This window comes from Paenibacillus sp. y28 (genome assembly GCF_037137075.1).
GTDB lineage: Bacteria > Bacillota > Bacilli > Paenibacillales > NBRC-103111 > JBBBNV01.
Genome location: NZ_JBBBNV010000007.1, coordinates 24,416 through 49,833, shown reverse-complemented (window position 1 = coordinate 49,833; position 25,418 = coordinate 24,416). Strand labels below are relative to the sequence as shown.

Genomic DNA, 25,418 nt, shown 5'->3' with positions numbered 1-25,418 from the left:
CATGGCAAAGCAAAAAATTGTTCTGGCCTATTCCGGCGGACTGGACACCTCCGTCATTCTGGCATGGCTGAAAGAAACCTATGATGCGGAAATTATTGCATTTACAGCAGATATCGGGCAAAAGGATGAACTGGACGGCCTAGAGGAAAAAGCGCTCAAGACCGGTGCCAGCAAAGTATACATTGATGACCTGCGTGACGAGTTTGCGAAGGATTTCATTTATCCGATGTTCCAGGCAGGGGCTTTGTATGAAGGCCAATACTTGCTCGGAACCAGCATTGCTCGCCCGCTAATCGCTAAGCGGATGGTGGACATCGCCCGCGCAGAAGGCGCTACAGCCATTGCCCACGGCGCAACCGGTAAGGGAAATGACCAAGTACGTTTCGAGCTTACTGCGGCGGCGCTTGCTCCGGAACTGGAGGTTATTGCGCCATGGCGGAACGAAACCTTCCGTGAGATGTTCCCGGGACGTGCAGAAATGATCGCTTATGCCGAGAAGCATGGCATTCAAGTACAAGCGACAGCCAAAAAGCCATACTCGATGGACCGCAACCTGCTGCACATCAGCTTCGAGAGCGGTATGCTGGAGGATCCTTGGTTTGATTCCAGCGCGGAGTCCAATGAAGATATGTATGTGCTCAGCGTTTCGCCGGAGAAGGCGCCGGATCAAGCCGAATACGTTGAGCTTGAGTTTGATAAAGGCGATTGCGTAGCCGTAAACGGCGAGCAGCTTAGCCCGCTGCAAGTGATGGAGAAGCTGAACGAGCTGGGCGGCAAACACGGTATCGGCCGCGTCGATATGGTTGAGAACCGCTTCGTCGGCATGAAAAGCCGCGGGGTGTACGAAACGCCGGGCGGAACGATTCTGTTTACCGCACATCGCAAAATGGAATCACTGACCATGGACCGTGATGTCATGCATCTGCGTGATTCCCTCATTTCGAAATACAGCACACTGGTGTACAACGGCTTCTGGTTCGCGCCTGAGCGCCTGGCTGTGCAGGCACTGGTCACGGAGAGCCAGAAGAACGTAACCGGTACAGTTCGTTTGAAGCTGTATAAAGGCAACGTGATGGCAGCCGGCGTGAAGAGCCCGGTCAGCTTGTACAACCCGGATATCGCTACAATGGAAGCTGATCCGAGCCAAGCCTACAACCAATCCGATGCGACCGGATTTATCCGCTTGAACGCGCTCCGTCTGAAGGTCGGTTCCGGCGTAGAGCAACACGCCAAGAAAGAATAGCGTTCATGCAGGAAAGCCGATGAAATGGATGGGGCGCAGCCGTTGTAAGGGGCCGGAGCAGCGATTTCCCTGTTGACCACAGGCAGCCTCCCTCCACGCCGGATTTCAAGTTACGTGTACCGCGAAACGCTTGTATGGAATCAAAGCCGTCAGGGCACGGTGCAGGTCATGGGCGGATGCTCAAGACTTGTACCGTACTGCGGCTTCTTTTGCTATAATGGGGTTATAGGCAGGTTGCCAAGTGAAAGGAGCAGGAATTCGGTGTCTAAACTTTGGGGTGGACGGTTTACAAAAAAAACAGATCAGCTGGTAGAAGAATATACGGCCTCGATTATGTTTGATAAAGAGATGGCGGTCGAGGATATTCAAGGCAGCTTGGCTCATGTAACGATGCTGGGCAAGTGCGGAATTTTGCCGCTGGACGATGTGGAGCAAATTAAGGACGGACTGCATCGGGTGCGCAACAAAATTGACCGCGGTGAAATCGAGTTTACCATTAGCGATGAAGATATTCACATGAATATCGAGAAAACGCTGATCGACGATATTGGCCCGGTAGGCGGCAAGCTGCATACCGGCCGCAGCCGCAACGACCAAGTGGCGACGGATATGCACCTGTACCTGCGCAAGCGGGTTGTTGAGTTTGTCGGCATGCTGCAGAAGCTCCAGGAGGCTCTTGTGGAGCAGGCGAAAGCGAACCTCGATACGATTGTGCCGGGGTACACGCATTTGCAGCGGGCGCAGCCGATTTTGTTCGCTCATCATATGATGGCGTATGTATCCATGTTCCAGCGTGATGTGGAGCGCCTGCAGGACAGCTACAAGCGTATTAACGTGCTTCCGCTCGGAGCGGGCGCGCTTGCGGGAACGACGTTTGCCATTGACCGCCATTTTGTGGCTCAGCAGCTCGGATTTGACCGGGTGTATGAAAACAGTCTGGATGCCGTGAGCGACCGTGACTTCATTATCGAATTTTTATCCAATGCGTCCATGATTATGATGCATTTGTCCCGCCTTTCAGAGGAGCTCATTTTGTGGTCCAGCACAGAATTTGCCTTTGTAGAGCTGGATGATGCCTTCTGCACCGGCAGCAGCATTATGCCGCAAAAGAAAAACCCGGACGTGCCGGAGCTTGTGCGCGGCAAAACCGGGCGTGTGTACGGCAACCTGATGGGGCTGCTGACCGTCTTGAAATCACTGCCGCTTGCTTACAATAAGGACATGCAGGAGGATAAGGAAGGCATGTTCGACACCGTGCGCACGCTGCAAGGCGCGCTGCAGCTGTTTGCTCCGATGATTGCGACCATGAAGGTGAACCGGGACCGGATGCGTCAAGCCGTGAGCCAGGATTTCTCGAACGCAACGGATATTGCCGATTATTTGGCAAGCAAGGGAATTCCGTTCCGTCAAGCGCATGAGATTATCGGCAAGCTCGTGCTGTACAGCATTCAGAATCAAAAGTATTTGCTGGATTTGTCGGTTGAAGAATTCCAGCAGTTCTCCAAGCTGTTCGACGAGAACATTTATAGCGTGCTTCAGCCGGAAAATGTCGTCAACGCCCGGAATGTATACGGAGGTACGGCTACTAACCAGGTGTCCGATGCCATTGCCCGCGCTTCCGGCGTAGTGGAAGAAACCGCCCGATGGGTGGACGAATATTTGGCCAAAAGCAAATAACATGGGTATAGAAAGCCAGCAGCCTGAATGAGGGGCTGCTGGCTTTTTCATGCCGTTAGGAGGATGAGATGAGACCATCTTACAGGGAGACGATCGGCTGCGATGCGGCACACAGCGGTCCTGGGGGGGATACACCGGATTTCCGCTAGCTGCCGCTCCCGGGCTTGACGGATGATGTGTCCTTTGTCTGTTGTATGGCGCAGATCGAGGCTGCAAAAGTAACAAAGTCATGACAATTGGACGCTCTTGCACGGCAACATAAAAACCAGCCCCCTGTAAGAGGACTGGTTTATCCGAACATTATCGTATGTATCGTTCTTTCATATGAAAACCGGTGCCGCTGTTTGCCGCTGCTTTACGCTCGGCCTCGAACATATTCCGAATGTCCCGGCTGAGCCATTCGCTGCAGGGGGAGCACAGCTTATGCTGCCGAATCGGTCCGCCACAGCTGGCGCAGGCGTAGGTCAGGTTCGGGAAATCGACAATCAAAATTTTGCCTTCGCGGAGAAAGCGGGTAATCTCCTTGATTGGGACCCCGGTGTGATCGCTTAGGCTCTGAGAGCTGGCTTTCTTGTCCCGCCGGAGGAAGGAAAGGCATTTGTCCAGGTTCGAATCGGCTTGGTGTATACAGTCCTGACAAAGCTGGCGTACATTTCGTTGATAGACTTTTCCACAGCTGCTGCAATGATCAACGCGCAGTTCTATCATGGTCATTGATGAGGACCTCCCTCACGTAAGACTAAAGACCTATTATGATTATTATAAAACCAGTCCCTTGATTAATCAATAAGAACTATTCCCTCCATGGCCTGGACAACAACATCGGGCTTATAAATCGGTCCGCTTACTCCGTCCTCCAGCAGTGGCCTGTGGTTGGGCTCCGAGGGGGGAGCTGGCAGCTTTCCTCCGTAATTAACGGCGATCAGCAGCGGCCTAGGAGCATAGCTATCGCGAGAGATCAATTCCTCCGCCACCGGGCTCCCATGCTCCAGGCGTGTCCGCAGGGTCTCGACAATATAGCCTGTTTTGCCCTGCTGGAGCACTTGTGAGCCGCCCCGGGGCAGGGAAGGGTTATGAACATATTTGACGGGTGCCGGTAATGTTTGAGCGATACGGGAACGAACGGAGTAGGATATTTCCTGCGGCAGTGTTCCAAAAAGCTTCACGGTCACGAAATCGGGACCGGTGTGGGTGCGGATTAACAAATGATGTCCGCTTGTATTACGGAATTGAAAGTTGATATACCCCTCTGCATAAGTGGCGTCCTGACCGAGAGGGACGTAACGAACAGGCAAGGAGTGATTGCGCCGTTCAATAATGCCCAGGCCCGCCCGGAGCACGGCGTTGTATAGTGTTGTCGAGACCTGGCAGATGCCTCCGCCGATACCGGGCGCAAGCTGGCCGTTAAAAATGACAGGTGCCGGACGGTAGCCGAATTGTCTGCGGGTGGCGGCAATGATGTCATTATAGTTGAAAACCTCATCCGGCTTCAGAAGGGTATCATGCAGACTGTGAGCGGTGGATTGGATATTGTACACCCGTCCTTTTTGGGCGGAGGAGAAGGTGGTTGTGAATTCGGTTATTTTGCGTTCGATGCCTTCAGCGCGCAGGGTCTCCACGGTAACGGCCGGGTTTACCGTAAGTGCAGGCGCGGTTATACGTAACGCAGGGCCGTCCGAATCGGGATTGGCATAAGGATGCTCGCTTATAAAAGCGGTGAGTGCTTGCAGGAGCTGGATGGCCAAAAGCTCCGTATCTATGCGCTGAACGGGCTGTCCGGGAATGTACTGGACCTGATCGGCGGTCGTAATCATGCGCTGGGCGTCCACGGGCTGCCGCAGGGCGACATCCGGCCATAGCCGGTCCACCTCGGCTTTGAGCCGGCCGGGCTCGAATAAATACTCGAGCGTATAAATCCGGTTCCGCCACTTCCAGCGCTGCCAGGCTTGTTCAAGCCATGAACCAGCCTCCAGCCCCTCTAGCTGCGCTATGAGGTCGGAGGCATTCGTCTCTAATCCGAGCTGCTCCAGATTGACTTGCACCGGGCTTTCATTTGGCGCAAGACCGGTTAAATCCACCGTCAGAAGCTGGGAGCGCTGAACATGATTTTGGACCTGAAGCGACCATTTATTGGTGCTTTTTTCATCTGGATTCCAGCTCTCGTTGTTCCATTTCCCGGGTAATGGCCGTATATGCGCTTGTGCAAGCAGGACGGCGAAGCAAACCGCGGCGACCAGCAGGCAGCTGGCAATGACAGCTGATATGATACGCAATAGCTTCATCCGTGCGCCTCCGTAATTCATGGGAATTTGTACACTATATGCGGACAAGCCGGAAGGTAGCCGTAAAAAGAACCGCGAAAAAATGATTTCCGGCCCGTCCAAAACTTTTCACAAAATGTTGAACAATCGGTATGGAAAAAGGATTTTTGCCCTTGATGTCGAAGTTAGTAAGGCTGATAAAAGTTTAGGAAGTGATCCAGTTGATTGAAATGCAGGATGTGTGGAAGACGTATCCCGACGGCACTCACGCGCTCCGCGGGATCACCGTCAAAGTGAACAGCAATGAATTTGTTTATGTCGTGGGTCCCTCGGGGGCCGGCAAATCAACCTTTATGAAGCTTATGTATCGAGAAGAGCGACCGACCAAAGGTCATATTTTTGTGAATGGATTCAATCTGGAGAAGTTAAAGCAGCGCAAGATTCCGTTTGTCCGCCGCAACATTGGAGTTATTTTTCAGGATTTCCGGCTTCTTCCCAAGCTCACCGTTCAGGAGAACATCGCTTTTGCTATGGAGGTTATCGAGGCGCCCAGCCGGCTGATTAAGCGGCGGACGCAGGAGGTGCTGGATCTGGTGCGGCTGAAGGACAAGGGTGCTTCGTACCCGAATCAGCTATCGGGCGGGGAGCAGCAGCGTGTAGCTATCGCCAGAGCAATTGTGAACAATCCGTCCGTCATTATCGCTGACGAACCGACGGGAAATCTCGATCCCGATACGTCCTGGGAAATTATGAAGCTGCTTGAAGAAATCAGCTTCCGCGGGACAACCATTGTCATGGCCACACATAACAAAGAAATCGTCAATACGCTGCGCAAACGGGTGATAGCCATCGAGCAGGGCGTCATTGCGCGTGACGAGGCAAGAGGAGAATACGGCTATGAAGTTTAGTACGATGGGCCGTCATTTTCGGGAAGGCACCCGCAACGTCATGCGTAACGGATGGATGTCGTTTGCTTCGACAAGCGCGATTGCCATTTCTTTGTTTATTTTGGGCGTGTTTTTGCTGTTGGCGCTGAATGTCAATTATTTGGCCAATCAGATTGAAAGCGAAGTGGAGATTCAGGTTTTTCTGGATGAAGTGACTCCCCAGCAGGTAGCCGATTTGCAGAAGGCATTGAACGCCAACCCGCAAATTAGAAACGCGACCTACATACCGAAGGATGAGGGACTGAAGAAGCTCAGGGAAACACTCGGGCAAGAAAATAGAGCTATCCTGGACGGCCTGGATAACGAAAATCCGCTGCCGGACTCCTTTACTGTCGAAGTGGTGGAGCCAACAGCGGTCACACAGGTGGCGGAGCAAATATTGGAGCTGAACCGGGGCAAAAACCCGCAGCCGATTTCAAAAGTGGATTATGGTCACGGTACGGTAGAGACGCTGTTCAAAATTACGAAGCTGGTCCGCAATATCGGGCTTGTCCTGGTGGCGGGGCTGGCCTTTACGGCGATGTTTCTGATTGCCAATACAATCAAGATTACAATTATCGCGCGCCGACGCGAGATCAGCATTATGAAGCTGGTCGGAGCGACCAATGCTTTTATTCGCTGGCCTTTCTTTATTGAGGGCGCCCTGCTGGGCCTCATTGGCTCCATCATTCCTATCGGGGTGCTGCTGTACGGCTACTGGCAGCTGTTCCAGGCCAGTCAGTTGAATTTGAGCATGATGCTGATTAAGCTGCTTCCGCCGGAGCAGGTGCTGCTGCAGGTAGGCGGACTGCTGCTGAGTATCGGCATTGTCATCGGGGTATGGGGAAGTATCATTACAGTGCGCAAGTTTTTGAAGGTGTAATGCGAATTCTGTCGGGGAGGAATAGATGTTGAACCGCAGTGTGACACGCATGGTTTCAGGAATTATCACGGTATCGATGGGCGCTCTGCTGCTGCTGCCCTCATCCGGTCAGGCAATGACCAACGAGGAAATAGACGCCAAAATCGCTAATTTGAAGAAGCAAGAGGATAAAGTGCGCCAAAGCCAGAAGAAGGCTGCGGAGGACAAGAAAAAAACGACTCAGGAAAAAAATCAGGTGCTGATTTCTATTCAGCAGCTGGTGAAGCAAATTGATGAGCAGACGTTCCGAATTCATGAGCTGGATGGCAAAATTGATGATACGACCGTCAAGCTGAAGGACGCGGGCAAGCAGCTGGATGAGGCGCAGCAGCGGGTTGAATCCCGTGATGAAATGCTGAAATCCAGAGTGCGGCTGATGTATACCAACGGAGTGGTCTCGTATTTGGACGTGCTGCTGAGTGCCAACAGCTTCACGGATTTTCTCAACCGGTATCAGGCTCTGAAAACGATCGTCGGGCAGGATAAGGAAATGCTTGAAGCGAATAAGGTCGATCGGGATACGGTAAAGGCCAAGAAGCAGGAAATTGAAGAGCACTTACAAGACATTCAGGTGATGTATGCCGAAGCTAGCCGTCTCAAGGATCAGATGGTCGCTCAGGAGAATGAGAAGAAGAAACGCGTTCAGACCCTCAGCAAGCAGGAGCAGGCCTATGAGGAGATCGACGAGGAAAGCGAAAGACAGCTGGTTGAGCTGATCAAGCAGAAGTCGGCACTCGCCAACCAAAAGCAGAAGATTGACTACTACAAAGGCGGCAAGCTGGGCTGGCCGCTGCCCGGACATTATACCATCACATCGGGATTCGGCAATCGTACCGACCCGTTCACGAAAGCAAACGCTTATCACTCCGGGATAGATATCGGGGCGCCTCAAGGCACCGCGATTATTGCGGCGGAGAGCGGAGTTGTCATCAATGCCGGCTTCAACAATGGCGGATATGGAAACCTGGTCGTTATTGATCACGGCAGCGGGCTTACATCATGGTACGGTCATATTCGTCAAGGCGGTATTTTGGTGAAGGAAGGCCAGACCGTCAAGAAAGGCGACAAAATCGCCGAAGTCGGGATGACCGGGCGGGCAACCGGGAACCATCTGCACTTTGAGGTCCGCCAGAACGGCAATCGTACCGATCCGATGCCTTTTGTAAAATAAGCGTTGCAGGCGTCTTCCTTCGTAAAAAATATAGAAAACAGCCGGTTTGGGAAGAAAATGGAATGAATCCGTACAAGCCTGTCATATACTAGATGGGAACGGATGAGGATGGAAGTAGCCGAAGGTGGGATTAGGATAACATGCAGGATCGTGGCCGCAAAATTGTTCTATGGGTCGCCGTCATTTTGGTCTCGATGTTTGCCAGCAGTTTGCTGACTCTAACGCTCGTAGGGCCGCTTAGTTTCGCTTCTAAGGGCGGCGGAGTAACCGCAGGAATGGCAAACAAAGATTTGCAGAAGCTGGAGACGACCTACAATTTAATCCAGAGCAAGTATGTGCAGCAGGTTGACAGCGAGAAGATCATTAACGGTGCTGTTAACGGGATGCTGTCGGCACTGGAAGACCCTTTCTCCGTGTACATGGACCAAAAGGAAGCCCAAATGTTTGAGGAGACGCTCGAATCCTCTTTCCAGGGCATTGGCGCGGAGGTATCGCTTGAAGAAGGCAAAGTAACCATTGTATCTCCGATTAAGGGATCGCCTGCGGAAAAAGCCGGTATCATCGCAGGGGATGTTATTCTCTCGGTCAACGGGGAGAAGCTGGACGGACTGAAGCTGAATGAGGCCGTCGCCAAAATTCGCGGGGCGAAGGGCACGCAGGCCAAGCTGGAAGTGCTGCGATCGGGCTCCGGCGAGCCGGTGCAAATTATTGTCGTGCGTGACGACATTCCAATCGAGACGGTGTCCTCCGAGATGCTGGAGGGCAATATCGGGAAGATTGATGTCAGCCAATTCGTCCAGTTTACGGCCAAACGGTTCAAGGAAGAGCTGAAAGCCTTGGAAGCTAAAGGAATGAAAGGGCTCATTATTGACGTGCGCAACGATCCGGGCGGCTTGCTGCCTGCAGTAGTGGAAATCGCCGAGCCGTTTGTAGCGAGCGGAAAGCCAATTCTGCAAATCGAGGATCGGGATGGCAACAAAAAGCCGGAGCTGTCCAAAGGGACCGGCAAAACATATCCGATTGTCGTACTGATTAATGGCGGAAGCGCCAGCGCTTCGGAGATACTGGCCGGTGCGCTGAAGGAATCGGCGGGCGCCACGCTGGTCGGCCAAACGAGCTATGGGAAGGGCACCGTTCAGGTGACGTTCGAGAAGGAAATGGGCGACGGCAGCAACATCAAGATGACCGTGTACAAATGGCTGACGCCAAATGGGAACTGGATCCACAAAAAAGGGATCGCGCCTGATGTGGAGGTCGAGCAGCCTTCGATGTTCAAGGCTGTGCCGATGACGAAAAAAACGACCCTCAAGCTGGACATGACCGGCGACGATGTCAAGAATCTGCAGGTTATGCTGGATGGGCTTGGACTCAAGCCCGGCCGTACGGACGGTTATTTCAACGATAAAACCGAGCTGGCGGTCAAAGCCTTCCAGCGGCTGAACAATTTGCCAATGAACGGGGAAGTCGACGCACAGACAGCGCAAAAAATCGAGGAAGCGGTGTATAAGGAAATCCGCAATCCGAAGAACGACCTGCAGCTGAAGGAAGCCTTGAAGGTAGTGCAAGGCTTGGTGAAATAATCAGGACGGTCCCGGCCGGAAAAAGCTGAATACGGCAGGATTACAAGGCGGTACTGTCGAATACGTAAAGAAGGCTGATTTATCCGCCTTCTTTTTTTCTTGGTTAAATGAGGGTGTCATCCTTCATAGGATATGATGCCGACGCGGGGTGATCGAAAACGATATGGATTTGGCTCTGGATTTGTTATGGCGCGTGCTCTTTGCGTTCTTTCAGCTGCTGACGCAGCCGTTTTATTATATCGGGTTGCTGCTGATTATCCTGAAATACAGGCGGCAAATTTTCTTTGAACGGAAGCTGTTCGCCACCAAGCTTCACTCTTTGGTGGCCGAAACGTGGCGAACCATTTTGTGGGGCGCCTTGGCTGGCGTGGCGGTATCGCTTCCAATGGCGTACCTCGGGGCTGTCTTGCAGCCGGAGGCCGTGCTGCTGCTCTGGGGAGCTGCCATCGTGCTGGTGCTTTTGAAAATCCGGTTTCTCTGTATGGCTTATGCGGCCGGTCTGCTTGGTGTTCTCCATGCTTTGGTAGGCTTATTGCCGCAGTGGGCGGCCTCTCCCTCCTGGCTCTGGTTGACCGGGCCGCTGGAGAGGCTGCACGTTCCGTCTTTGCTGGCGCTGGCGGCGCTGCTGCACTTGGCAGAGGCGCTATTGGTTCGTTTGCAGGGGGCAAAGACGGCCAGTCCGCTGTTTTTCTCCGGGAAACGGGGGAAAATTGTCGGCGGATATACACTGCAGGGCTGGTGGCCGGTTCCGTTGTTTTTGCTGGTGCCCCTGCCGGGGGCTGTATCTTCGCTCCCCTGGGAGCCGTTGTTCGGGTCCGGCTTATGGTCACAGGGCTGGGCATTCGTTGCTTTCCCGGTTGTCATCGGCTTTGCGGAGCGGACGGTTACCCGTCTGCCGCAAATCAAAGCCCGAAAAAGTGCCCGGCTGCTGTTCGTGTACGGTATGATTGTGCTTGGCTTATCGGGTCTGGTGCAGGTCCAGCCGTTATTTACGATAGGAGCGTCCTTGCTGACCGTGCTGCTGCATGAGCTGATGATTGCCTACAGCAAGTGGGAGGAGCGAGAGCAGAGCCCGCTCTTTGTGCATGACGCCCGGGGTCTCAAAATATTGGCTGTGCTGCCCGGCAGCCCGGCGGAGGAGATGGGGCTCCTGGCCGGGGAAATTATCGAGAAGGCCAATGGGCACAGAGTCCGGCGAAAAGAGGATCTTCATTTGGCTCTGCAGCAAAATTCGGCATTCAGCAAGCTGGAGGTGCTTAATTTGGCCGGCCATACCAAGTTTGTCCAGCGGGCGGTTTATGCCGGCGAGCATCATCAGCTGGGTATTCTGCTGGCTCCGGATGAGCAGGTGCCGTTTTATGCCGAATTTGAGGAGCCTAGTGTCTTCGCCTTCCTGAAAAAAAGACTTTCCGGGTTGAAGCGAAATTCCAAATCGATGTAAAGGCTTTTGCGGTCCATTGAAAAAGAGGGCTTCGTCTTGGAAACCAAGACGAAGCCCTTGTTTGCGGATGTCCGGCTTATGGGGAGCTGCGCAGGACGACGATCTCCACCCGCCGGTTTTTGGTGCGGTTCTCTTCCGTATCGTTCGGGGCGACTGGCCGGGTATCGGCGTAGCCGGTAAAAATAAATTGGCTGGAATCCAGCTTGGCGGTTTCGACAAAGTATCGCAGCACGGAAAGGGAGCGGGCTCCGGAAAGTCCCCAGTTGTCCTTGTAAAGCGCGCCCGTAGCCAGTGGCAGGTTGTCGGTATGGCCTTCGATGCTTATTTTGCTGTCAAGCTTCGGAACAAGCGCCGCGAGCTGCTCAAGAATAGGGGATGCCGCCGGCTTCAAGTCGGCTTTGCCGAGATCGAAGAGAAACAAGTCCTTCAGGGTAATGGAAATGCCTTTCTCCGTATCCCGGACGGATACCTCGGCTTCCAGATGGTTCTCCGAGATATAGTCGTTTATGATTTTTAATGCATCCTGAAGCTTCTGCTCCTGCGCCTCGCGAGCCTCTTGCTCTGCACGCTCCTTGTCCGCAGCCTCCTGGTCCGTCTTTGGAGACGGATTCATGCTGCCATTAAGCCCTGACCCGGCCTCCAGAAGGCTGTCATTTTTGTTAAATTGGAATTGCAGCGATTGGGCCAAGGAATCATATTGATTTGCATCGATCTTGCTGACGGAATAGAGGATGACGAAAAAAATGAGCAGCAGCGTAATCAGGTCTGCATACGTAATAAGCCACCGTTCATGGTTGGGGCCGTGATCTGTTGTTCTACGCCGCCTCGCCATCGTCGGTTCCTTTCTCCTGCTTGGCCGGGCCTGTCAGTTCTCCGGGAAGGAAGGAGGTTAATTTCATCCGGATGAGCTGCGGGTTTTCCCCGGCTTGAAGAGCCAGTATACCTTCCAGCATCATTTCCATTTCAATCGTCTGTTCTTCGCTGCGCTGCTTGATTTTGGCGGCAATCGGCAAGTAAATGATATTCGCGCTGGCCACACCGTATAATGTAGCGGTAAAGGCCGTAGCGATTGAACCAGCCAAGGAAGCCGGATCAGCGAGGTTGCTGAGCACGTGCACCAGCCCCATCACGGTTCCGATAATCCCCATTGTAGGGGCATAGCCGCCGGCGGATTCGAATATTTTGGCCAGGTTGCTGTAGTTTTTTTCTACTGCATCCATGTCGAGCTCCAAAATTTGTTTAGTCAGCTCGGGATCGGTGCCGTCTACAATCATCGTGAGCCCTTTACGCAAAAAAGGGTCCTCGTGCTCCATGGCCCGGCTTTCCAGCGAAAGAACGCCTGCCCGGCGCGCGGTTGTCGCCATATCTACAATTTCTTGGATGATTTTGTCCGGGTCGCGCTGCTTTTCACGAAATGCAATGGATAATGCTTTGGGGAGTTGACGCAGCTGTTTTTTGGGAAAACTGACAATAACAGCACCGATCGTGCCTCCAAATACGATGAGGGCGGCGGTCCCGACAAGAAGTCCGTTAATATGCCCCCCTTCGAGCAAATAGCCGCCAACTAAGGCGGTAAGCCCGATAATAATGCCAATCCAGGTGGTGATATCCAAGAAATATTCACTCCATCCTATATAGTGGAACTAAAAAAAAACGGCTTCGGGCGAAATCTTCATTTGCAACGTATTGACAAAAAAGGTATAATATCAAGGGGAACAAGCATTCGCACAGATGAACAGGTTATCATGACTTATATCGGAATTTAACGCCATAATTATTATAAATTTTGTAGAACTTAAGTCAATGGTCATACATTATCCCGAACGATAGGTGGGAATTTATGAGTGAGCATGAAAAGAGCGACATTGTAGTAAGCAGTAAAGGCTTTGAGCTCGTTTCCGAGTTCGCGCCCCAGGGTGACCAGCCGAAGGCTATTGATGAGCTGACGGCGGGCATCGCAGCCGGGAAGAAGCATCAAACCCTGCTTGGTGCGACAGGGACGGGGAAAACATTTACGATCGCCCAAACGATCGCCCGCTTAAACCGGCCGACATTGGTCATTGCTCATAACAAGACGCTCGCGGCTCAGCTCTGCAGCGAGTTCCAGGAGTTTTTCCCAAATAATGCGGTGTCGTACTTTGTCAGCTACTATGATTACTACCAGCCGGAAGCGTACATTGCTTCATCGGACACCTATATAGAGAAAGATTCCAGCATTAACGATGAGATTGATAAGCTGCGCCACTCGGCCACCAGCTCGTTATTTGAACGGCGGGACGTTATTATCGTTGCTTCCGTCTCCTGTATTTACGGTCTCGGTTCTCCGTCGGAGTACCGGGATTTAGTGCTGTCTTTGCGCACTGGAATGGAAAAGCCTCGCAACGAGATTTTGCACAAGCTGGTGGACATTCAGTACCAGCGCAACGACATCAATTTCATCCGCGGTACGTTCCGTGTGCGGGGCGATGTTATCGAAATTTTCCCGGCCTCCCACGGAGAACAAGCCATTCGGGTGGAGCTGTTCGGGGATGAGATTGAGCGGATTACCGAGATTGATGTTCTGACAGGCGAGATTTTGGGTGAACGTGATCATGTATCCATCTTCCCTGCGTCCCACTTTGTAACCCACCAGGACAGAATGAAGCTGGCGGTGGTGAACATCGAGAAGGAATTGGAGGAACGCCTTGCGGAGCTGCGAGAGAACGGCAAGCTGCTGGAGGCGCAGCGGCTGGAGCAGCGTACCCGGTATGACATTGAGATGATGCTGGAGGTCGGCTTCTGCTCCGGGATCGAGAACTATTCCGGACCGCTGACATTCCGCGAGCGAGGAGCGACGCCGTATACGCTGTTTGATTATTTTCCGGACGACATGCTGATTGTTATTGATGAGTCCCACGTGACGCTGCCTCAAATAAGGGCGATGTACAACGGGGACCGGGCGCGCAAGGAAGTGCTCGTTGAACATGGCTTCCGGCTTCCATCGGCGCTGGACAACCGACCGCTCCGATTCGAGGAATTCGAGCAGAAGGCGACCCAAATGATATACGTCTCGGCCACTCCGGGACCATATGAGCTGGAGCATTGCCCAGACATGGTACAGCAGATTATACGACCGACCGGACTTGTTGATCCGATTATTGAGGTGCGTCCGACAAAAGGTCAAATCGATGATCTGATAGGCGAAATTAATGAGCGGGTGGCGAAGGACGAACGGGTGCTCGTTACCACCTTGACCAAAAAAATGGCCGAGGATTTAACCGATTATTTGAAGGACGTCGGAATTAAGGTCCGTTATATGCATTCCGAGATTAAGACACTGGAGCGGATGCAGATTTTGCGGGATTTGCGGCTTGGCACATTCCACGTCCTGGTCGGCATCAACCTGCTGAGGGAAGGACTTGATTTGCCCGAGGTTTCGCTGGTCGCTATTCTGGATGCGGATAAGGAAGGGTTTCTGCGTGCAGAGCGTTCTCTTATTCAGACGATCGGCCGGGCGGCTCGTAATGCTGACGGACGTGTTATCATGTACGGGGATAAAATAACCGACTCAATGGACAAGGCGATTCGTGAAACCGAACGGCGCCGGACGATACAGCTTGCGCATAATGAAAAGCACGGGATTACGCCGCAGACGATTCGCAAAAAAGTGCGGGATGTCATCGAAGCGACGAAGGTAGCGGAACAGAAGTCCGACTACCTGACCGATCTGAAGGGCTCGAAGATGTCGAGGAAGGACCGCAAGTCGGTTATCGAACGGTTGGAAGCGGAAATGAAGGAAGCGGCGAAAAATTTGCAGTTCGAGCGGGCTGCCGAGCTGCGTGACGCATTGCTGGAGCTGAAAGCGCAGGATTAATGTAGAGAGGGTGAATGGAACGTGGCTAAAGATCATATCGTGGTTAAGGGCGCACGAGCCCACAATTTAAAAAATATCGATATCAGCATTCCCCGCGATAAATTTGTCGTGCTGACAGGGCTTAGCGGCTCCGGGAAATCGTCGCTCGCCTTCGATACGATTTATGCCGAGGGGCAGCGTCGTTATGTAGAATCGTTGTCCGCCTACGCCCGTCAGTTCCTGGGGCAAATGGACAAACCCGATGTGGATTCGATTGAAGGGCTGTCACCGGCCATTTCCATTGACCAAAAGACGACAAGCCGAAATCCCCGTTCCACGGTGGGCACCGTAACGGAGATTTATGATTACCTCCGTCTGCTGTTTGCCCGTATCGGCAAGCCTCACTGTCCCGAGCATGGGATTGAGATTACGTCTCAAACGGTGGAGCAGATGGTAGACCGAATTATGGAGTACCCCGAGAGAACGAAGCTGCAAATCCTGGCACCGATTGTGTCCGGCCGCAAAGGGGAGTATTCCAAGCTGTTTGCGGATGTTCAAAAGCAGGGCTTCGTGCGGGTGCGGGTTAATGGTGAAATCCGGGATGTTTCCGACAAAATCGATTTGGAAAAAAACAAAAAGCACCACATTGAGGTTGTCGTAGACCGCATTGTGGTTAAAGATGATGTGCAGAGCCGGCTTGCCGATTCATTGGAAATGGCATTGAAGCTGGCCGACGGCCGAGTCATCGTAGATGTTATCGATCAAGAGGAGCTGCTGTTCAGCCAAAATTATGCTTGTCCGGAGTGCGGGTTCAGCATTCGGGAGCTTGAGCCGCGCATGTTCTCCTTTAACAGCCCGTTTGGCGCTTGTCCGGATTGTGACGGCCTCGGCGTGAAAATGGTGGTTGACCCGGATCTGCTTGTGCCCGATATGACCCGGACGATTGAAGAAGGGGCCTTTGAAGCTTGGGCGGGCAGCACATCCAACTATTACCCTCAATTCCTGGCCGCGGTGTGCGAGCATTACGCAATCCCGCGCAACGTTCCGGTATCTGAGCTGACAGCGGAGCAGATGAAGAAGCTGTTGAATGGAACGGGAGGCGAGAAGGTTCGCTTCCGGTATGAGAACGATTTTGGCTTGATGAAGGATGCGCTTGTTCCGTTTGAAGGCATTATCCGTAACTTGGAGCGCCGTTACCGGGAAACGGCATCGGACGGCATCCGCGAGCATATCGAACAGTATATGAGCGCCCGCCCGTGCCATGCCTGCAAGGGGCAGCGTTTAAAGCCGGAGACGCTTGCTGTCACCATCGGCGGCAAAAATATTGCTTACGTGACAAGCCTGTCTATCGGGGATGCGTTGAGCTTCTTTGAGTCGGTGTCTTTGGATGAGCGGGAAGCTCAAATATCGCATCTGATTTTAAAAGAAATTCATGCCCGCCTTGGATTTCTGGTCAATGTCGGTCTGGATTACTTAACGATGGGCCGTGCCGCAGGAACGTTGTCCGGCGGTGAAGCACAGCGCATTCGTTTAGCCACACAGATCGGGTCCAGTCTGATGGGCGTGCTGTATATATTGGACGAGCCCAGCATCGGGCTGCATCAGCGGGATAACGATCGGCTTATCCGGACGTTAGAGCATATGCGCGACCTGGGCAATACGCTAATCGTGGTTGAGCATGACGAGGACACCATGCTGGCGGCCGATTACATTATCGATATCGGCCCGGGTGCGGGGATTCATGGCGGACAGGTTGTTGCTCAAGGAACCCCTCAGGAAATTATGGGGGATGAGGCATCGCCGACAGGCCAATACCTGAGCGGCCGCAAGTTTATACCGGTGCCGCTTGAGCGGCGTAAGCCGGGCGACAAATGGCTGGAACTGCGAGGGGCTAAGGAAAACAATCTGAAGAACGTCAACGTGAAGTTTCCGCTCGGTGTCTTTACGTGTGTTACGGGGGTATCCGGCTCAGGCAAAAGCACGCTGATCAACGATATTTTATACAAAGTGCTGGCCCGAGATTTGAACAGAGCGAAGACACGTCCGGGAGAGCATAAGCAGGTGCTGGGGCTGGAGCATATTGAGAAGGTTATTGATATCGATCAATCTCCGATTGGGCGCACCCCTCGGTCGAATCCGGCTACGTATACCGGGCTGTTCGATGATATTCGCGATGTGTTCTCTGCAACGTCGGAGGCGAAGGTGCGAGGCTACAAAAAGGGCCGTTTCAGCTTTAACGTCAAGGGCGGCCGTTGTGAATCGTGCCGGGGCGACGGGATTATCAAGATCGAAATGCACTTTTTGCCGGACGTCTATGTTCCATGCGAGGTTTGCAAGGGCAAACGGTATAACCGGGAAACGCTTGAAGTGAAGTATAAAGGCAAAAACATCTCTGATGTGCTGGATATGACAATTGAGGACGGCTACGAGTTTTTCAAAAATATTCCCCGGATCCAGCGCAAGCTGCAGACGCTCGTCGATGTGGGCTTGGGCTATATGAAGCTGGGGCAGCCGGCGACAACGTTATCCGGAGGAGAAGCGCAGCGTGTGAAGCTGGCCTCGGAGCTGTACCGCCGCAGTACCGGCAAAACGCTATACATCTTGGATGAGCCGACGACCGGTCTGCACATGGCGGACGTGGCCCGTCTGCTGAAGGTGCTTCATCGATTGGTGGAGAATGGAGAATCGGTGCTTGTCATTGAGCATAATTTGGACGTCATTAAAACCGCCGATTATATTATTGACCTCGGCCCTGAGGGTGGAGACCGCGGGGGTACGATTATCGCCAGCGGCACACCGGAGCAGGTTATTCAGAAGGAGCTATCGTACACGGGTAAATATTTGAAGCCGATGCTGGAGCGTGATCGCGAACGGACCGCTGAAGCTTTGGCGCGGGGCGAGGCGGTGTTCGCAGACGAGGAATGGCCAGCCACAGCACAAGTCCAAGGCGCCGGTATAGAGGAAGCCTCCCTGTCTGATACACCGCAAGAAGAAGCCGACGCTATCGTATAATAGCAAGCTTGCTCTTTTGAGGCCTATATGACGGACATACCTGGACCCATTCACATGGCCCACAACCTGCATTCGATATCCAACAAACAGGCAGCTCTCCATAGAGGAGAGCTGCCTGTTTGTTGTTGGTATCACCCGATTAACGGCTGCACATGCTTTACACCATACAGGTATAGCTGGCAGTTGTAAATTGTAACCGAAGAAGCGCGATTTAAAAAATATTCCAGCCGATCATTTTCCAGCCGCTAATTAATATTAAGATGGCCATCAGTGTACGAAGCGGCCGTGCAGGAAGCTTTACGGCGAGCACACTTCCCAAGAGCACGCCAGGGATAGAGCCAAGCATTAAGTTCAGCGCCAGCCCGTAGTCTACGTTGCCGAGGCCTGCATGCAAAAGTCCTGCAACCGTAACAAGCAAAAAGGCATGTGCAATATCGGTGCCTACAATTTTAGAAGGGGCCAGGCGGTATAGCAGCAGCATCACGATAGCATACATGGAGCCGGAGCCGATGGAAGTCAAGCCGACGATAAAGCCTAGCACAAAGCCGATGGCAATCGTCATCACGATTTTTTGCTCAAGCGGTTTTTCTTGAATCCGATTATCTTTAATCCGGTTTTGGAAAAAGCTTTTCAGCAGCGTGGTCAGGGCGACGAGAACAAGAACAACACCCAGGGTATGCTTAATGATTTGGCTTTGGTCTTCGAAAATTTGCAGAGAACCGACGGCAATTACCGCGCCAGGCAAACTGCCGTAGGCGAAGTATTTCACCATTTTCCAATCAATTGTTTTTTGTTTAAAGTGCTGGTACGTTCCAAACAATTTCGTCACCGAGTTGTAGAGCAAGTCTGTTCCGACAGCAATACTAGGGTTGACTCCGAAGATGATGAGAAGCGGCGTGAGCAGGGACGCGCCACCGACGCCGGTCGCGCCCACCAGTAGCCCGACGAATAATCCGAGCAGCGCGATTGAGATCTCCATGGAAGATGCACCTCGTCATTCTATTTAAATCCGATAATGTATATAGGAATTATAAGTTGTAGCCTATGAATTGTAAAGGTTTTTTTATAAATTACTATTTACCGCTCAGCGTGAGTCTAGATTTAGAATATGATGGGCGGCCGCGGATGGATACGAAAAAAGCTTCGGACCCCTGAAGGTACCCGAAGCTTCGCCGATTGTCGAAGGATGAAAGGTCTTTCTTATTGTTTTAAGGGGAGGAATTGTCTTAAGGCCTACAATGAGCTTGCAATAAAATGATAAATCCGGTCATCGACCAGCTTCATGTTATCATGCCCAATATAGTCGATAAGCTTGCCGTATGGGACGGCGTCGTTGACCACCTCACGCTGTACGGTAAAATCCGTTGTTCCGTAATGGTAGGTGGCATCTGCAATCAGAAATGTCGTGTCCGGCTTGAGAAACACTTCCCGGAATTTTTTTTTGGCCTCATCCAAAGTAATGACGGTCAAATAAGAGCATTTGGTTTGCAGCTTGGGATCCGATGATCTCCGATTGATTGCTTCGCCTTGCATTAATGGAAAAGCAAACGGCGCATTCGTCACGGCTCGCCGCAGCGTTCTCTCGTCCATGCTTGAATCCCCTTTTTCTCGAAATCGAACTGTTATAAATTCTATAGATTAAATACCACTTTTACCCATTCAAGTCAATGGAAGCAGCTGTAAAAAACGCAAAACCGTGCAGACGATCGTTATAATCGCCTGCACGGATATTTTGATTTTTAGGAAGCAACTACGGTTAAGACCTCGGTCAGCTTGCTTTGGAACGCTTCAATGCCGACACGTCCCACAAAAGCATGGAAGCTTTCCTCTTCGCTGCGGTTTGCCTTATAGAACTCGATGAGCTGTGCCAGCACGTAAGGTACATCATCGCCTTTGACGCGGCCTTTGAGCGGCTTGTTGAAGGTCGCCCCTGGGCCGAGGATTCCGCCGATTGCGATATCAAAGGCATCTACAGTGCCGTTTGGTGTTTTGACCAAAGAGCCCTGCAAGCCGATATCGGCAATCTGCTTCTGGCCGCAAGCATTCGGGCAGCCGACAAAATGAATACGGACAGCTTCATCCAAATCTACATGCTCATCAAGGTACTGTGCAACAAGGCGGGCACGTTCTTTGGTTTCTACAACAGCCAGGTTGCAGAACTCATTACCGGTACAGGAAACCGTACGGCTCATGAAACGCTCCGGGAATGGAGTCAAGCGCTGCAAGATGGTCTCTTTCAGCAAAGCGTCCACTTTTTCAGTCGGGATGTCCGACAAAATAATGTTTTGAGACACGGTCGTACGCAGTGTACCGCTGCCATATTCATCCGACAAACGGGCCAGCTCAATCAGCTCGTCGCTGTTCATACGGCCTACAGGAACGTTCAGTCCGACATAGTTCAGACCTTCCTGCTTCTGCGGGTGAACACCATCGAAATATGCCCCGTTCCAGCCGACAACCTTATCTTCGCCGCGGCTTGGCATATCGCCGATTTCCTTAAGCAGCTCTTCTTTGAACTTCTCCACGCCCCAGTCAGCTACAAGGAACTTCAGGCGGGCATGGTGACGCTTCTCACGGTAGCCGTTGTCGCGGTAAATGGTTGTTACTCCGGTCGCCACCTTCAGAACTTCTTCCGGACGAATGAAAATATCCAGCTGCTGTGCAAGATGCGGCTTCGCGGACAAACCGCCCCCAACCCATGCATGGAACCCGATCACTTCTTGACCGTCAATGACCTTCGTGGCCGGCGTAAATGCCAGACACTGGATTTCGGCATGGCCGGAGTTATAAATATTCGAAGAAATGGACATTTTATATTTGCGCGGCAAGTTGGAAAAATCACGGTTGAGCAAGAAGAAATCGTTGACCTGATTTACCAGATCATTCGTATCCATCAGCTCGTCCTTGTCGATACCTGCCAACGGGTTGCCGACAATGGTCCGCGGGCAGTCGCCACAGGCTTCCCAGGAATACAAGCCGACTTGCTCCAGACGTTTGAAAATATCCGGCAAATTCTCGACACGCAGCCAGTGGAATTGAATGGCTTGACGAGTGGTGATATCAACAAGATCGCGTCCGTATACTTTGCCGATATCAGCCAAGCCGCGCGCTTGATCGGAAGTCAAGACACCGGAATTGATGCGGACACGCATCATGAAATAGCCGTCCTTCGGTTTTTGCTCATAAACGCCGGCCCATTTGAACAAATTCATGTCGTCCGGGGTAATAGCGTCATAGCCTTCATGCGAGTACTTCTCGATAATGGTGCGGATGATGTCCAGCCCGTCTTTTTCCAGCTTGACAAATTCCATCTTGTTTAGTTTCGAAGGGTCTTTGGTCCACACTGCTTCGTAAGCCACGGTCTTGTTCCTCCTACGGTGATTCATCGTGAATGCTCAAAATTCCGATGAAAAAGGTATGAATATGCTAAATAAATCGTAACACAAATAAGGGGTAAGGTAAATGAAAAAGCCTTCCTATGCTTATAAGGTTTTATTATGATGTACAAAGGGAACACTTATATGCTGGCAGCACAGCGATAAATCGTGACAAAGTTGTTAAAAATGAAGAAAGTTCTTGCATCCCAAGGTCTGGCAAGCTAACATAAATAAAGATAGGCATTTTCCGTGTTACTATGTAAAAAAGGGGGTTCCATCAATGTTCTTGGCAGAAGGCGCTGCGGAAGCAACCACAAGTACATACTCCGGTTTTGACCTGTTTATGATCGTGGTCACCATCCTCATTGCAGCAGGAGTGTTGCTTCAATTGAAGCAGCAAAACAAAAATAAATTCGCCATCGGCTTCGGTGTGGTCTGTCTGTTGGCATTCTTGTTTATGGACGTCATCATGATTGCGGGATGGGCAGGAATCGAGATTAAGCTGCCATTCAAGATCTAATAAGCAAGGAAGCCTGAATCAGCAGCGGCAAATAGGAAAACCCGGCTCCATCCATCTGGATGAAGAGCCGGGTTTTTGGCTATCAGGGGCTTAATTAACGAACGGGCAGACGGCTTCGTTATCCCGCACGTATTATACCCACCACATCGAAGCGAGAGGCTCCTTGATCAGCACCTGCTGCAGGTTCTGAACCGCTTTGGTGAAGCCCTCGTCTATGGACATCAGCCCGTCTTCGTGCTCGATGCTGACTACGTAGTCATAACCAACGAGGCGCAGCGCGCTGATAATATCGGCCCACACCTTCAGGTCATGGCCGAAGCCAACGGTCCGGAACTGCCAAGCGCGGTCGAGCATGTTGGCGTACGACTGCATATCGGTCAAGCCGTAGCGGTTGACGTTGATCGGGTCAATGGAGGTGTCCTTGGCATGGAAATGATGAATCGCTCCGGCACGTCCCAGGATTTGGACGGCCTGCACCGGGTCGATGCCCTGCCACCACATATGGCTCGGATCGAGGTTCGCGCCAATGACGTCCCCGGCTGCTTCCCGCAGGCGAAGCAAGGTCGCGGGAGTGTGCACGGAGAAGCCGCCGTGAAGCTCCAGACCGATTTTGATTCCCCGGTCCGAGGCGTATCGTCCGGTCTCGATCCAGTACGGAATGACCTTGGCTTCCCACTGCCATTTCAGGACCTCTTGAAAGTCGTTCGGCCATGGAGCGACCGGCCAGTTGGGGTGCTTGGCATCCTCATGGTCTCCAGGGCAGCCGGAGAAGGTGACAACTACCGGGACATCAAGCCGCTGGGCGAGCTCTACCGTTTTAATAAACGTATCATGATACTCCTGGGCGATGTGCTTCTGCGGATGCAGCGGGTTGCCGTGACAGCTGAGCGCGCTGATCGTCAGCCCCCGGGAGTCAACGGCCTGTTTAAAGGCCCGAAGCTTGCCTTGATCCGAGAGCAGCTCATCCAGCGGGCAGTGGGCATTGCCGGGCCAGCCGCCGGTTCCGATTTCTACGGCCTCGATTCCTTTTGCAGCGACATGGTCCAGCATTTCTTCAAACGGCTTTTGCGAGAACAAAACGGTAAATACACCAAGCTTCATTCCTTGCACCTCCAAAAAGAATCGTATGAATGCGGATTCAACAAGTAAGCTATATAAGCTTCTGGATGTAGAGTAATACGGAAACGGGAAGGTTACCGCCAGGCGGAAATAGAGGAGCAGGACGCCTGAACGGGACAAAATGTACGCGCGTACATTTTGTCGTCGGGGTTGCCCCCAAAACCGATTATAGCATGACATTTCGTTAAAAAGAAGGCCAATTCAGCAGCCCGCGGTAAATTTGCAGCACGGTTTCCGAGCTTCCGCTGTACACAATGACCGCTATGGTTACTATCGCTTGGGTAACAAAGCAGCGCCAGTAAAAATAACGGCGGGATACCTTTTTCTTGTTGACAGTGGAGCGGTTCGTTACATTCTCAATCGCCAGGACAATTCCGTGATACAGCCCCCATAGCACGTACAGCCAGCTGAAGCCGTGCCATAGTCCGATAAGAATCATTACAAGCATGGATAGCCAGGCCGCCGTCCAGCGGGAGGTGCTGCGCCGGGCGAAAATAAGGAAGATGTGGTCGCGGAACCAGTCGGCCATTGTTGCGTGCCAGTTGCGCCAGTACTGCGTCAAGGTTGGCGACAGGAACGGTTTTTTGAAGTTTTCCGGGATGTTGTATCCCATTAACCGGCCGAAGCCGATTGCGATATCCGAATAGCCCGAGAAGTCGAAATAAATGAGCGCGTAAAACCAAATCATCAGAAACAGCGAATGATGTGTATGCAGCTCCGGCAAATCAAGCACCCGTTGGAACACCGACATCATGATGGCCACGACGACGATTTTTTTGAACAAGCCCAGTATAATCCGCTTTACCGCCCATTCGAACACCTTGCTGTCCACATTGTACGGCTGCCGCGTATCCGCCAGGAAGTCTCGGAATTTCAGGATTGGCCCGGACGTGAACGTCGGAATGAACAGGACAAAGTTGAAATAATCGATAAGCGGCGCTTTGCCATCCTTGCCTACGTAGTACGCGAAATAATAAGCGTCAATGACCTTTAACAGGTTATAAATGAGGCCTAGCGTTATGACTACGTCGAACAGTGCATGCTCCAGCGTGCCCATACCGAATAACCGCAAAATCACGACGGCAGCAATGTTCGCGAACACCGCTGCAATAAATTTCGCGCGCCGGCCGGATTCTGTAAGGCATAGATGCCGGTACACCGTATAGTTTCCCAGGGTGTAAATTAAATAAAACACAAACAGCTTTTGGCTGAATACAAGTAAAAACCCAAGATTGAACAGCAGAACAAGCAGCCGTTTATTGCCGCTCCAGCGGCGTGTCAGCATCAGGAGTGCAATCATCCCGGCGAGCGCGCCCATGGCGGTCATATTTAAGTACCACATGGCTTAAAACCCCTCGTAAATGAATAAGCCTTTGCCGGTAAACGAAGCCAGGACGGCGACCAGCATGGCCAAATACACGATTATTTCGATGAGCTTGCGGACGTTTGGAGCCACTGGTCCACCTCCTTCGTCAGTTTCGGCGCGCCTTCTTCCCGGTTCAAATGGACCAGATCGTGGAAATCGCTGGCCGCGTACTTGTGCATCAGGTCGAGTGCAGGAATGCCGTGCGCTTTGGCGATCTCCATCACCTTATCATGAAGCGGACCGATGTAGGCCGGCTGCGGATAAGCCGGGTCCGGGTTAATGGGCATCAGAACAATGCTCACCGGCAGCCCCGTCGCCTTAGTACGGCTCAGCACCCATTCCAGTGCGGTGAAGTTGTCCTTCATATCCTGCTCCACCGTCATCCAGTTAAACAGCTTCTCGTAGCGTTCCCAGTCCTTGCGCAGGTCTTCCGGCGGCTTATGGCCGTAATAAAGCAGCTTGTCTGTCCAAGCCGGCTCGTAGGCTAGGAGCTGGCCCTTCGCAGCGCCCAGCAGCCACTTGCGCCCGGTATCGCGGAAATAGTCGCGGTAATAGTAAATGTACGGCTCGTACCATGGCTTAAACCAGGGATACGTGTCGTCGGTAGGCAGCGCATCCAGCATGGTGTGCGCGTCGATTCCGATGACGAGGCGGTCCGTGAAGGTGTAACGGCCCTGCTCCATAATTTGCTGCAGGTCGGTCAGCTTGCCGTAGGAGAGTCCCATTTCCACCAGCGGATGCTGCGCCTTGTCCTCCATATAAGCTCCGGTGACAGCCGAGTTGCCGTAAAATACCGTGCCGCTCGTCCGGCCCTCATGGTGGAGAATCGTTTTAGTGAAATCATTTTTGTAGAAACGCAAGGAAGTCGACATCGGGTCCCAAATGGACAGCGCGACGTCGACCAAGACAAAGCCGCAGAGCAGCAGCAGGACGAAGCTATTGTTGCGTAAAAAGGCGGTGAGTTTCAAGTG

At 52.4% G+C, this 25,418-nt stretch carries 20 protein-coding genes; 10 read left to right on the top strand and 10 right to left on the bottom strand.

The genetic code is table 11. From position 1 onward, the window contains the following. Position 1: 1 nt before the first annotated feature. Positions 2–1,243, top strand: a complete 1,242-nt coding sequence (locus tag WBG83_RS08020; RefSeq protein ID WP_336744269.1) for an argininosuccinate synthase — start codon at positions 2–4, stop codon at positions 1,241–1,243. Between the two features lie 261 nt (positions 1,244–1,504). Beyond that, complete coding sequence (gene argH / locus WBG83_RS08015; protein ID WP_336744268.1) at positions 1,505–2,920, top strand: argininosuccinate lyase; 1,416 nt, start codon at positions 1,505–1,507, stop codon at positions 2,918–2,920. A gap of 300 nt (positions 2,921–3,220) precedes the next feature. Here argH and WBG83_RS08010 read toward each other — a convergent pair whose 3' ends face one another. Then, positions 3,221–3,634, bottom strand: coding sequence for a flagellar protein (locus tag WBG83_RS08010; RefSeq protein WP_336744266.1), 414 nt, complete (start codon positions 3,632–3,634; stop codon positions 3,221–3,223). Positions 3,635–3,699: 65 nt separating this feature from the next. Beyond that, positions 3,700–5,202, bottom strand: coding sequence for a VanW family protein (locus tag WBG83_RS08005; protein WP_336744265.1), 1,503 nt, complete (start codon positions 5,200–5,202; stop codon positions 3,700–3,702). Between the two features lie 200 nt (positions 5,203–5,402). On the opposite strand from WBG83_RS08005, the gene ftsE reads away from it, so the two are divergent. The 5 genes from ftsE (at position 5,403) to WBG83_RS07980 (ending at position 11,221) form a co-directional block, all read left to right on the top strand. After that, complete coding sequence (ftsE, locus tag WBG83_RS08000) at positions 5,403–6,089, top strand: cell division ATP-binding protein FtsE (RefSeq protein WP_336744263.1); 687 nt, start codon at positions 5,403–5,405, stop codon at positions 6,087–6,089. Further along, positions 6,079–6,990, top strand: coding sequence for a permease-like cell division protein FtsX (gene ftsX, locus WBG83_RS07995; protein WP_336744261.1), 912 nt, complete (start codon positions 6,079–6,081; stop codon positions 6,988–6,990). The genes ftsE and ftsX overlap by 11 nt, the downstream gene beginning before the upstream one ends. Positions 6,991–7,015: 25 nt before the next feature. Further along, on the top strand, positions 7,016–8,200 hold the full coding sequence (locus WBG83_RS07990; RefSeq protein WP_336744259.1) for a murein hydrolase activator EnvC family protein: 1,185 nt from the start codon (positions 7,016–7,018) through the stop codon (positions 8,198–8,200). A gap of 140 nt (positions 8,201–8,340) precedes the next feature. Then, positions 8,341–9,780, top strand: a complete 1,440-nt coding sequence (locus WBG83_RS07985) for a S41 family peptidase (RefSeq protein WP_336744257.1) — start codon at positions 8,341–8,343, stop codon at positions 9,778–9,780. 148 nt (positions 9,781–9,928) lie between these two features. Next, positions 9,929–11,221: a PDZ domain-containing protein gene (locus WBG83_RS07980; protein ID WP_336744255.1), complete on the top strand. Its 1,293-nt coding sequence runs from the start codon at positions 9,929–9,931 to the stop codon at positions 11,219–11,221. Positions 11,222–11,297: 76 nt separating this feature from the next. Here WBG83_RS07980 and WBG83_RS07975 read toward each other — a convergent pair whose 3' ends face one another. Continuing rightward, the gene (locus tag WBG83_RS07975; protein ID WP_336744253.1) at positions 11,298–12,053 is read right to left on the bottom strand and encodes a flagellar motor protein MotB; all 756 of its coding nucleotides are present in this window, start codon (positions 12,051–12,053) and stop codon (positions 11,298–11,300) included. Continuing rightward, positions 12,037–12,834, bottom strand: a complete 798-nt coding sequence (locus WBG83_RS07970; protein ID WP_336744252.1) for a flagellar motor protein — start codon at positions 12,832–12,834, stop codon at positions 12,037–12,039. The genes WBG83_RS07975 and WBG83_RS07970 overlap by 17 nt, the downstream gene beginning before the upstream one ends. Before the next feature lie 227 nt (positions 12,835–13,061). Between WBG83_RS07970 and uvrB the strand changes: the two genes are divergently transcribed. Further along, positions 13,062–15,074, top strand: a complete 2,013-nt coding sequence (uvrB, locus tag WBG83_RS07965) for an excinuclease ABC subunit UvrB (protein ID WP_336744250.1) — start codon at positions 13,062–13,064, stop codon at positions 15,072–15,074. A gap of 21 nt (positions 15,075–15,095) precedes the next feature. Further along, positions 15,096–18,065: an excinuclease ABC subunit UvrA gene (uvrA, locus tag WBG83_RS07960; RefSeq protein WP_336744249.1), complete on the top strand. Its 2,970-nt coding sequence runs from the start codon at positions 15,096–15,098 to the stop codon at positions 18,063–18,065. Between the two features lie 211 nt (positions 18,066–18,276). On the opposite strand, the gene WBG83_RS07955 is transcribed toward uvrA, so the two are convergent. From WBG83_RS07955 to WBG83_RS07945, 3 genes are all read right to left on the bottom strand, one after another. After that, the gene (locus WBG83_RS07955; protein WP_336744247.1) at positions 18,277–19,044 is read right to left on the bottom strand and encodes a sulfite exporter TauE/SafE family protein; all 768 of its coding nucleotides are present in this window, start codon (positions 19,042–19,044) and stop codon (positions 18,277–18,279) included. Between the two features lie 254 nt (positions 19,045–19,298). Further along, a complete protein-coding gene (locus WBG83_RS07950) occupies positions 19,299–19,655 on the bottom strand; it encodes a hypothetical protein (RefSeq protein ID WP_336744246.1) in 357 nt (118 codons plus the stop codon). A gap of 149 nt (positions 19,656–19,804) precedes the next feature. Then, the gene (locus WBG83_RS07945; protein ID WP_336744244.1) at positions 19,805–21,424 is read right to left on the bottom strand and encodes a nitrite/sulfite reductase; all 1,620 of its coding nucleotides are present in this window, start codon (positions 21,422–21,424) and stop codon (positions 19,805–19,807) included. 298 nt (positions 21,425–21,722) lie between these two features. Here WBG83_RS07945 and WBG83_RS07940 point away from each other — a divergent pair, with 298 nt between their 5' ends. Continuing rightward, on the top strand, positions 21,723–21,962 hold the full coding sequence (locus WBG83_RS07940) for a hypothetical protein (RefSeq protein ID WP_336744242.1): 240 nt from the start codon (positions 21,723–21,725) through the stop codon (positions 21,960–21,962). A gap of 132 nt (positions 21,963–22,094) precedes the next feature. Here the strand turns inward: WBG83_RS07940 and WBG83_RS07935 are convergent, their stop codons facing one another. The 3 genes from WBG83_RS07935 to WBG83_RS07925 form a co-directional block, all read right to left on the bottom strand. After that, positions 22,095–23,063 carry a sugar phosphate isomerase/epimerase family protein gene (locus WBG83_RS07935; protein WP_336744240.1) on the bottom strand — a complete coding sequence of 323 codons (969 nt, stop codon included), beginning with the start codon at positions 23,061–23,063 and terminating at the stop codon, positions 22,095–22,097. A 202-nt stretch (positions 23,064–23,265) separates the two neighbouring features. Continuing rightward, on the bottom strand, positions 23,266–24,423 hold the full coding sequence (locus WBG83_RS07930) for an MBOAT family O-acyltransferase (protein WP_336744238.1): 1,158 nt from the start codon (positions 24,421–24,423) through the stop codon (positions 23,266–23,268). A gap of 80 nt (positions 24,424–24,503) precedes the next feature. Continuing rightward, positions 24,504–25,415, bottom strand: coding sequence for a hypothetical protein (locus WBG83_RS07925; RefSeq protein WP_336744236.1), 912 nt, complete (start codon positions 25,413–25,415; stop codon positions 24,504–24,506). Positions 25,416–25,418 lie beyond the last annotated feature (3 nt).